The following is a 427-nucleotide window of genomic DNA, read 5'->3' on the forward strand; positions in this document are numbered from 1 at the left end:
AGCGCGCTCACCGGGCTGGGGCCCTTCATCGCCCCGGAGAGCCAGAACGAGAAGGGCAGCTGCGCCGCCTTGCCCAGTGCCGCCACCAGGATCCCGGCCGCGATCACATGCCGCCACGGGTCCTCCGCGGCCGGCAGGGCGGACAGCGCCATTCCGGCGCCCCCGGCCAGGGCGGCCCCGGCGGCGATGTAGAGCCCCAGGTCCGCGGTGCGGGTCGTGACGAACGCCGTGAGCCCGGCCGAGACGCGAGCGGAGTCCCGCCACCAGAACCCGATCAGCGCGTAGGAGGTCGCCCCCATCAGCTCCCAGGCGAACAGCAGCGCCGGAAGGCTGGCGGCCGTGACCGTGGCCAGGGCCGCGGCGGCGAAGACCAGCATCAGCCCGTGGAAGCGGGGCCGTGCCGCCCGGATGCTGCCGGCCGCGAAGA

The 427-nt window shown here is 75.4% G+C and carries 1 protein-coding gene; it reads right to left on the bottom strand.

Annotation, left to right across the window (positions count from 1 at the left end; all coding sequences use genetic code 11):
- Positions 1-427, bottom strand: a 427-nt coding sequence (locus tag Q0817_RS20005) for a proton-conducting transporter membrane subunit (RefSeq protein ID WP_298592248.1), incomplete at both ends; no start/stop codon positions are given.

The sequence above is a fragment of the uncultured Kocuria sp. genome (assembly GCF_947500125.1).
Taxonomy (GTDB): domain Bacteria; phylum Actinomycetota; class Actinomycetes; order Actinomycetales; family Micrococcaceae; genus Kocuria.